Here is an 815-nt window from a genome sequence, read left to right on the forward strand (position 1 = left end):
GCTCGTCGTTACCTTCGCCACCGAGCAGGTCATCATCACCTAGATTACCTTTCAGTACGTCATCTTCTACACCGCCTTTTAGATAATCATTGCCATGACTGCCCCAGAACTCCCAGTCATTGCCGGCGTATCCATCGTTATATAAGTCAGCATCATATAAGCTGGCATCATAGAAAATATTATCTTCAATAGTAGCCGTTCCACCTCTACTGGGAGCCCAGTTGTTAACACCATCGTAGTTATGGCCTGAACCGACGACGATGTCTCCACCTGCGGGGCTTGGTTCAGGTTCGTTGTTTTCAACATTAATACCGAAGCGGGAAAAGTCTGATTGAGCGATGACGTCGACAATATCCCCATTAGCGCCTACGGCTCTAAAGCCTGACACAGTGAGTTGATAGCGATAGGGATCGTTTTCATCTAATGCGTTTTTATATGAGTCTTCTGTACCAGAAACTTTTTCTAGAGCAGTGATGGTTCGACCACCAATTATGAGGGTGTTTATTCCTTCAGTATCTTCAATCCTGTCGTAGCCGTGACCTTGTGTGAAGTGGTAGGTATCGTTGTCTGCTCCGCCGACTAAGAAATCGTTTCCAGTGCCGCCGTGAAGGTGGTCGTTTCCTTTTCCGCCATCTAGAACATCTTCGCCCTCTCTGCCAAATAAAATGTCATCACCGCCATTTCCATATAGGTGATCATGATACTCTCCGCCCTCTAATCCAGAAGTATCATTGTCTTCTGTCCCGAAAGTATATGTATTTACCTTATCTGCGAAGAGGTAGTTTTTAGCTATATCTCCAGTTTGCAAGTCCTTA

The 815-nt window shown here is 45.5% G+C and carries 1 protein-coding gene; it reads right to left on the minus strand.

Annotation, left to right across the window (positions count from 1 at the left end; all coding sequences use genetic code 11):
* A partial coding sequence (locus A3735_RS07190; protein WP_369820513.1) for a calcium-binding protein occupies positions 1 to 815 on the minus strand: 815 nt, incomplete at both ends.

It is taken from the genome of Oleiphilus sp. HI0061 (genome assembly GCF_001635675.1).